We start from the raw sequence: 7,462 nt of genomic DNA, 5'->3' as shown, positions 1-7,462 counted from the left end.
TGTCAGTGCGTAAGGTGAGATAATAATGGGTTAAACCACATATTATATTTTCTGCAATAGCTTTTCCAGTATTTTTCGATTTGGTCAGCTCCTACTTCACTTAGAGCCTGTGTGCTTCTAACTGATTGTATCAGCCTTCTACCTATCATACGAACGTGAAACCTAAGATGTGGGAGTCTGTTATTTAAGTAATCTGCTAGGGATTCTAGTTGATAATAACCCAGCTTCGAGTTTACTTTACTGCGAGGTGGTTTTTTTATATCTTCTTCCATTTTAAGTTCCTTCTAATTATGAAAGATATATTATAGTTAAATTAAAAAATAAGATTATTGAAAAATAGTTTTTTTGTCAGTCTCTTAAATTAACTTAATAAAAATTAAATCCATATATAATTGTTTGCTAAATATAGATATAAAATATAGATCGATTAATATCAGGTAAATGTTTTACATGTGAAAAGTTATATTTTTTATTTTTATAATTGTAAATCTTTAAAACAATTTAAGTTAATTTGTTGAGGGCTTGATGCTCATAGCGTTTAATGGCCTATCGTTAATGTTTTTCATGTAATATCTGTAGGTGTTGTTTGTTAGGCTTTGATGACTCAAGGAATTGTATTAAGGTTTTTGTTTATCTATGTCATGATAAAGAAAAGGAATTCGCTGATTAATTAATATAGAAAAAGGATAGTTAATGACCTATTCACATTGGATAACACACAAATTTGGTGGTTCAAGCTTAAATGATGCTGCATGTTTTTTAAATGTTGCAAAAATTCTATCAGGTAAGCAAGAAATTATCATTGTTTCGGCAACGCAAGGGACAACCTCGAGTTTACAGTTATTGCTTGACCAAGCGTGTTTAGGTGAGTTGAATGATGAGTTATTAACCAGTATTGAAAGAAAACATATTGATCTTGCTGATGAATTAGCATGTGAACAACTAAGAACGACTGTTATTGCTAATATTAAGCAAGATATGCATGTGATTGGTGATTTGCTAAATACAGTCATGATGTTACGGGTTTACTCAAAGGAACTACAAGCCTGTGTGATCGGTTATGGTGAAAAATGGTCGGCACAGATTTTAACGAGTTTATTATCAGCAAAAAATAATAATAAAATGAATAAGGTGTTATATGTCGATGCGAGTCAGGTTTTAATATTAGCTGATAATGAAGTTGACTGGGAAAAAAGCGCAGAAAATTTAGCGAAGCTTAATTTGTCTGATTATGATCAAGTCGTCATTACCGGCTTTATTGCGGGTAATGATCAAAGGGTGCAGTTGACCTTAGGGCGCAATGGCAGTGATTACTCAGCAGCTATTTTTGCAAAAATACTGGGCACAGATAAGCTTATTATTTGGACTGATGTGGATGGTATTATGAGTGCCGATCCGCGTAAAGTCCCTTCAGCGTTTGTATTACCATGTATTTCTTATCAAGAAGCGTTAGAGCTTGCTTATTTTGGTGCAACCGTATTACATCCAAGTACTATAGAGCCGATGATGAGTGTAGGCAGCACGATTTTTATCAAAAATAGTTTTAAGCCGGATGAGCCGGGGACGATAATTGGCCAGAGCAATGAGCCGCCATCGTCACTGATTAAAGGGATAACTTGTGTTGAATCTGCTGCTTTGTTGAATATTGAAGGCTCTGGAATGGCAGGTGTACCTGGCTCAGCAGAACGTATTTTCCAAATCTTAAGGCAAGGGCATATTTCGGTGATTCTAATCTCACAAGCAAGTTCTGAACAATCGATTTGTGTGGCGATCAAAAGTGATCAAGCGATGCGGGCGCGGCAGTTATTAACTCAGCATTTTCGTTATGAAATTGAGTATGGCAAGATAAAATCCATTGAAGCGGATGAGTCCTGTAGTATTATTGCGGCTGTCGGGGATGGTATGGTCGGTCAGCGAGGTATTGCTGCAAAAATTTGCCATGCGCTGGCGATGGCGAATGTGAATATTAAGGCAATTGCCCAAGGGGTTGCAGAGCGTAATATTTCATTGGTTATTCAGCGTTATGAAGCACAAAAGGCGATGCGAGCGATTCACTCAGGGCTTTACTTATCTCATAAAACAATTTCAGTGGGATTGATTGGTCCAGGGCGGATTGGAGCAACATTACTCTCTCAATTAAAGCAACAACAAGATATATTAAAAAAAGAGCATGGCTTAGCCTTGCGTTTGCGTGGGGTAGCCAACTCTAAACAAATGCTGCTTGATGAGCATGAAATTGACTTAGGCTCTTGGCAGGATGAATTTGGAGTAAAAGGGGCTGAAATTGATTTAAATGTATTTATTGATCATGTGGTTTCTGATTTTATTCCACATAGTTTAATTATTGATTGTACAGCCAGTGAAGAAACTGCACAGCGTTATCTTGATATTTTGAAAAAAGGGGCGCATATTGTTACGCCGAATAAAAAAGCCAATTCAAGTCACTTGGGTTTTTATCACGATTTATTAAGTACAGCAGACCATTATAATCGTTATTATTTATATGAAACGACAGTTTGTGCAGGTTTGCCGGTGATTAAAACTTTGCAAGATTTATTATTAACCGGCGATAAAATACATAGCATAGAAGGCATCGTTTCTGGGACTTTAGGTTTTTTATTTAATCAAATATCAGCAGGAGTTAGTTTTTCACACGCAGTAAAGGAGGCAAAACAGCGAGGGTTCACCGAGCCTGATCCTCGTGATGATTTATCTGGGTTGGATGTAGCACGTAAAATGGTCTGTTTAGCGCGTGAAATTGGTATTCCTGCGTCTTTGGATGATGTTGGTTTAGAGTCATTGATTCCTGATGAACTAGCAACTTGTTCTGTCAATGAGTTTCTCAAGCGTTTGCATGAATATGATGCAATGATTACATCACGTTTAGAGAAGATTACAAGTACGAGCTTAAGTGTGGGGGCTGTGGTGCGTTATGTGGGTAAGATTACAGCTGCGGGTGAAATCACTGTTGGCATGCAGTCTTATGAGGCAGATCACCCTTTTGCTCGCCTACAGGCAACAGATACCATCGTTTCTATAGAAACTGCTCGTTATACGCCGCAGCCAATGATTATTCAAGGCGCCGGTGCGGGAGCTGAGGTGACTGCTGCTGGGGTGTTTGCTGATATTTTGCGTTTATCTTCTTCTTTAAGTGAGCATTAAGTGAGTATAAATCATGTTGAAGGATCAATTAAATGCAGTGACGGCATTTGCTCCGGCCAGTTGTGCTAACTTAGCAGTTGGTTTTGATGCCTTAGGGTTAAGCTTTCATGCTTTAGGTGATGAGGTAACCTTGACACGCCGGCAAGATAGTCAATTGGTGATTGAGTCGGTGACAGGAATAGAGTTAGAGCAAGAGTTGCCGAAAGATCCAGCTAAAAATACTGCGACGATTGCACTTCGGCATTTACTCGATTGTTATCGTATTAAGCAAGGCTTTAACCTGGCTATTAAAAAAGGTATTCCCGTAAGCTCGGGTCTCGGTGGTTCAGCCGCGTCTGCCATTGCAGCATTGGTGGCACTGAATCAATTTTTAGTTGAGCCATTGCCGAATATTGAGTTAGCCCATTTTGCTTTAGCAAGTGAACAATATGTATCAGGGCAAGCACATGCGGATAATATTGTACCGGCTTTATTCGGTGGGTTGACCTTAACGGTAGCGATGCAGCCTTTAGAGGTGATCGAGTTGCCGTTGCCGATGGTATATTGCTTAGTTTTACATCCAGAGATTGAGGTTCCGACGCGTTTATCACGTCAAGTATTACCATCTCGGGTAAATTGTAGTCAGGCAGTACGCCAAGGGGTGCATTTTGCGAGTTTCATCAGCAGTTTATATAGGAATGATTTAGCCTGTTTGCAGCGTTATAGCCAGGATGTGTTAATTGAGCAATATCGTGCTGATTTAATCCCTGGGTTTTATGAGATTCAACAGGCCGCCCGTGCAATGGGAGCTTTAATGTGTTCAATTTCAGGCTCTGGACCCTCGATTTTTGCGTGGGCTGAAGAAAAGCAAGTTTTGGAAAAAATTGCAAATGTTGCACAGGCTATTTTAGCCAAGCGCAATATTAATTCTGATTACTGGTTAGAACAGTTATCAACACAAGGTGCCTGTGTGATTAAGGAAAATAGTGATGCATTATTATAGTACCCGTAATACTAACATAAAGGTTGGTCTTGATTATGCTTTAACTACCGGCTTAGCTACAGACGGTGGTCTTTATGTACCTGCCTATTTTCCTGTGATAGATTGGAAATGCTTAATTGGCAAGTCTTATCATGATATCGCTGTGAGTTTATTAAGTCCTTTTTTTAAAGGTAGCCAATTAGCGTCAGAGCTTGCGTTAATTTGTGATGAGGCGTTAAACTTTCAAATATCGCTTACAGTTTTAAGTAAAAATATTCAGTTACTTGAGTTATTTCATGGGCCAACTCTATCATTTAAAGATATAGGCGCACGTTTTTTAGCTGCTAGCTTAAATCGTTTATTGGTTGAAAAACAACAACAGCACTTAATCTTGGTTGCAACTTCTGGGGATACTGGGTCTGCTGTGGCGGCAGCTTTGCACAAACAGCCGCAACTTAAGGTAGCAATATTGTTTCCTGAAGGAAAAATTTCAGCAAGGCAGCAAGCTCAAATTTGCTGTTGGGGTGATAATATTCAGGCAATTGCTGTGCAGGGCAGTTTTGATGATTGTCAGCATCTAGTAAAAACAGCCTATGAAAATGCAGAACAATTCCCTTTGGCGTTATCAACATCAAATAGTATTAATATTGGCCGACTATTACCACAGATGACGTATTATGCGTATGCGAGTGTGCGTTATTATCAGCTGCATCATAAAAAAATGCGGGTGATTGTCCCGTCTGGCAATTTAGGTAATGTCACCGCTGCATTTTGGGCACAGCAATGTGGCTTGCCTATTGAAGAGATTGCGATAGCTCTTAATGCCAATCGGGTGGTTTTGGATTATGTTGGGTCAGGTGAATTTAAACCACGTGTAAGTATAGCAACTTTGGCCAATGCAATGGATGTAGGTAAGCCGAGTAATTTTGAGCGCTTAAGTTATTTATTAGATTATCAGGCGTTTAAGAGCATCGCTGTGGTAAGCATTCACGATAAAGAAATTAATAGGACAATTAAGCAATCTTTTAATGATCACCAGAAATTAATCTGCCCGCATACTGCGGTGGGGGTTGCGATGGCCAAGCAGTTGGGAGGGGATTGGTTAGTTACAGCAACTGCAGATCCAGCTAAATTTGAGTGTGTTTTGGAGCCTTTATTAAAAATAGAAGTTTCTGTACCTAAACGATTAGAAGACTTACTCGTACGTGAGCAAAGCTATATTAAAATTAAGCCGGATCTACAGGCACTTTTACAGGTGGTTAAATAATCTATTGAGTGAGTTTAGTTTGGTTTAGCTTAGTACAGGAGTAATTAATAGTTATGGGTGGCTAGTTTTACATTGTTTAGGGATGTACTCTGATTTTGATGAATATTTCCATAAGTTATTCCAGAATTCTTGTTTTATAATGGTTGCTGCTTGAGTATCGTCAATAATGTAGCCATAATTTTGCAATCCTGAAGGGTAAAAATTCTGTGATCCTATATAAAATAGCTGATCATCGACCATCATAAATTTATAATGGTCATATATTTTTTTATTGTTTGGCCATGTCGTGTCAGTTCCATTGAATCTAATCGTTGCAATATGTAGATTTTTACATAAAAGTTGATTGATCTTAGTTTCCTGGGTGTTTGGATACATGGCTAGGGCTTCACTTTTTATTTTATCCCATGCTTCTTGCGGGGTTGCTAAGGATGCATAGCCAAGGGCCATAGGAATTGCCGTGTCATAAGGTGAGGTCACCAGGTAGATACTGCCTTTATTTATTAATAACTTAGCTAGAGCGCTGATAAAATTGCTGTGCTTTTGATTGGTTGTATTGAGGGGCCAAGTGTTAAAGCTTGCTTTTATACCTTGTTGTGCTAGGTAAATAGCATGCTGTGCTTTAGATAATAAATCGTATAAAGCATAATCGGAGGTGTTATTTTCTTGTGCTGGCTCTGGGTAATATAAGCCTTTCCCAGTTTTACCGACTGCCAGTACTTCAGTATGGCCTCGCGGTGTATTGGTCGCTTTTAAATTATCCGGAAGGTCAGATTTAATTATTTTGTATTGATTGGCTTTTTTAGCCGAGTAGGCTATAACATGAAAAGGATTATGAATATTACGTTTGACAAAATCCCAGAGAAGGTTGGTAAAGCCAAGTGTCTTATTCGCGGTAGGTCCTTGTAACTCCATCATTAAGTCAAAGACGGGTCTTTTCATTAGGTAGTTTGTACTAAACATATTTACACCCCCGGTGATGATGCGGTTGCCATCAATGTTTATAATCTTTGAGTGGTTCCAAGAAAGTGACATATACCCTATGTATCCTTTCGTTTGGTTAGTAGCACTTTGCCTGCATATGCCTGAACACGTTCTCATGCCTGCGACATAAATATCTAAGTTAGATGAGGGAATTTTTTTTATATCTTTGATTAGGTCTTTTAAAAATGCTTGGGTTGTATAGCTATTAGGTAAGTAGGGTGCTGTGATTTGTTCATGTGCTACTTGCAGGGTCGGTATCGGTTCATATAGTCCGTCTAAAATACGGACGGTTATTTTCCTGCCTGTTGTTGCAAGTACAGTTAGAGCATTACGGATAGTTGATCTGAATTTTAAATCCGGCAGGCTTTCTAGCGTTGTTATATCAATGAAGTGTTGGGCGCTATTAATTGCTGTGTATAGGCGGTCTAGTTTCTGATCAGCATAGCCATTACACATTTTTGTGTTTTTATCAGCGAGGCCGTTATAAAATGCTTGTAAATGAGAACATGAGCTATTGGCAATGCACTGGGATTGACTGTTACAGTGAGGTAAACCAAAGTTATTGTCTAAACTGTGATTGAAACTATATCCTGGGTAAGCTTCAGCTTTTATGCCCCAGACCTCTTTGCCGGGGAACTGAATTAAAAAATCATGCTTTAACAGGTTGTGCTGCGTTAGGCTATAAGTAATTCCTTCTTGCGCGTGCGATGTATCGGTTCTATCAATAATATCTTGATAAATATCACTTAAAGTGCTGGCATGTGTGAAATTTATATAAAAAATGATCGAAAAAAAAAGTAACAGAGCTTTAGAGTTCATAGCAGGATTCTACGTGTTGGCTTGTAATTTTTATTTAAATTTTAGAAATTTATAGTTTTTGAAAAACAGCTAAAGTTCATAATAATTTGACTATGCGTTACTGTCAATAGTTGCAATGCTTAGATAAAATGAAATGGAGTTTTTTTATAAATAGGTTTAAATGAAACTTAATTATTATTTTATATAAAATTATAAAAAAATTAAATTTTGTTTGGACGGCCGCTGCGAGCCATGGAGTGCTAAGCACGGGGTGAGTAGGCCGAGGTAGGTTC

4 protein-coding genes are annotated in these 7,462 nt (G+C 38.3%); 3 read left to right on the top strand and 1 reads right to left on the bottom strand.

What is annotated here, in order from left to right; all coding sequences use genetic code 11:
- Positions 1-693: 693 nt before the first annotated feature.
- Genes thrA through thrC form a run of 3 tightly spaced genes read left to right on the top strand, consistent with a single transcriptional unit; the run spans position 694 to position 5,390 of the window.
- Entirely contained in the window at positions 694-3,162 is a 2,469-nt protein-coding gene (thrA, locus tag C200_RS10375; RefSeq protein WP_016211279.1) for a bifunctional aspartate kinase/homoserine dehydrogenase I, read from the top strand.
- Between the two features lie 13 nt (positions 3,163-3,175).
- Positions 3,176-4,144, top strand: coding sequence for a homoserine kinase (locus tag C200_RS10370; protein WP_016211277.1), 969 nt, complete (start codon positions 3,176-3,178; stop codon positions 4,142-4,144).
- Positions 4,131-5,390, top strand: coding sequence for a threonine synthase (thrC, locus tag C200_RS10365; RefSeq protein WP_016211278.1), 1,260 nt, complete (start codon positions 4,131-4,133; stop codon positions 5,388-5,390). The genes C200_RS10370 and thrC overlap by 14 nt, the downstream gene beginning before the upstream one ends.
- A gap of 51 nt (positions 5,391-5,441) precedes the next feature.
- Here the strand turns inward: thrC and C200_RS10360 are convergent, their stop codons facing one another.
- Positions 5,442-7,190 (bottom strand): phospholipase D-like domain-containing protein, encoded by a 1,749-nt coding sequence (locus tag C200_RS10360; protein ID WP_016211275.1) that lies wholly within the window; start codon positions 7,188-7,190, stop codon positions 5,442-5,444.
- Between the last annotated feature and the right edge of the window lie 272 nt (positions 7,191-7,462).

Origin of the sequence: Piscirickettsia salmonis LF-89 = ATCC VR-1361 (genome assembly GCF_000297215.2) — a bacterium.
GTDB lineage: Bacteria > Pseudomonadota > Gammaproteobacteria > Piscirickettsiales > Piscirickettsiaceae > Piscirickettsia > Piscirickettsia salmonis.
This window is presented reverse-complemented; position numbering and strand designations above follow the sequence as displayed.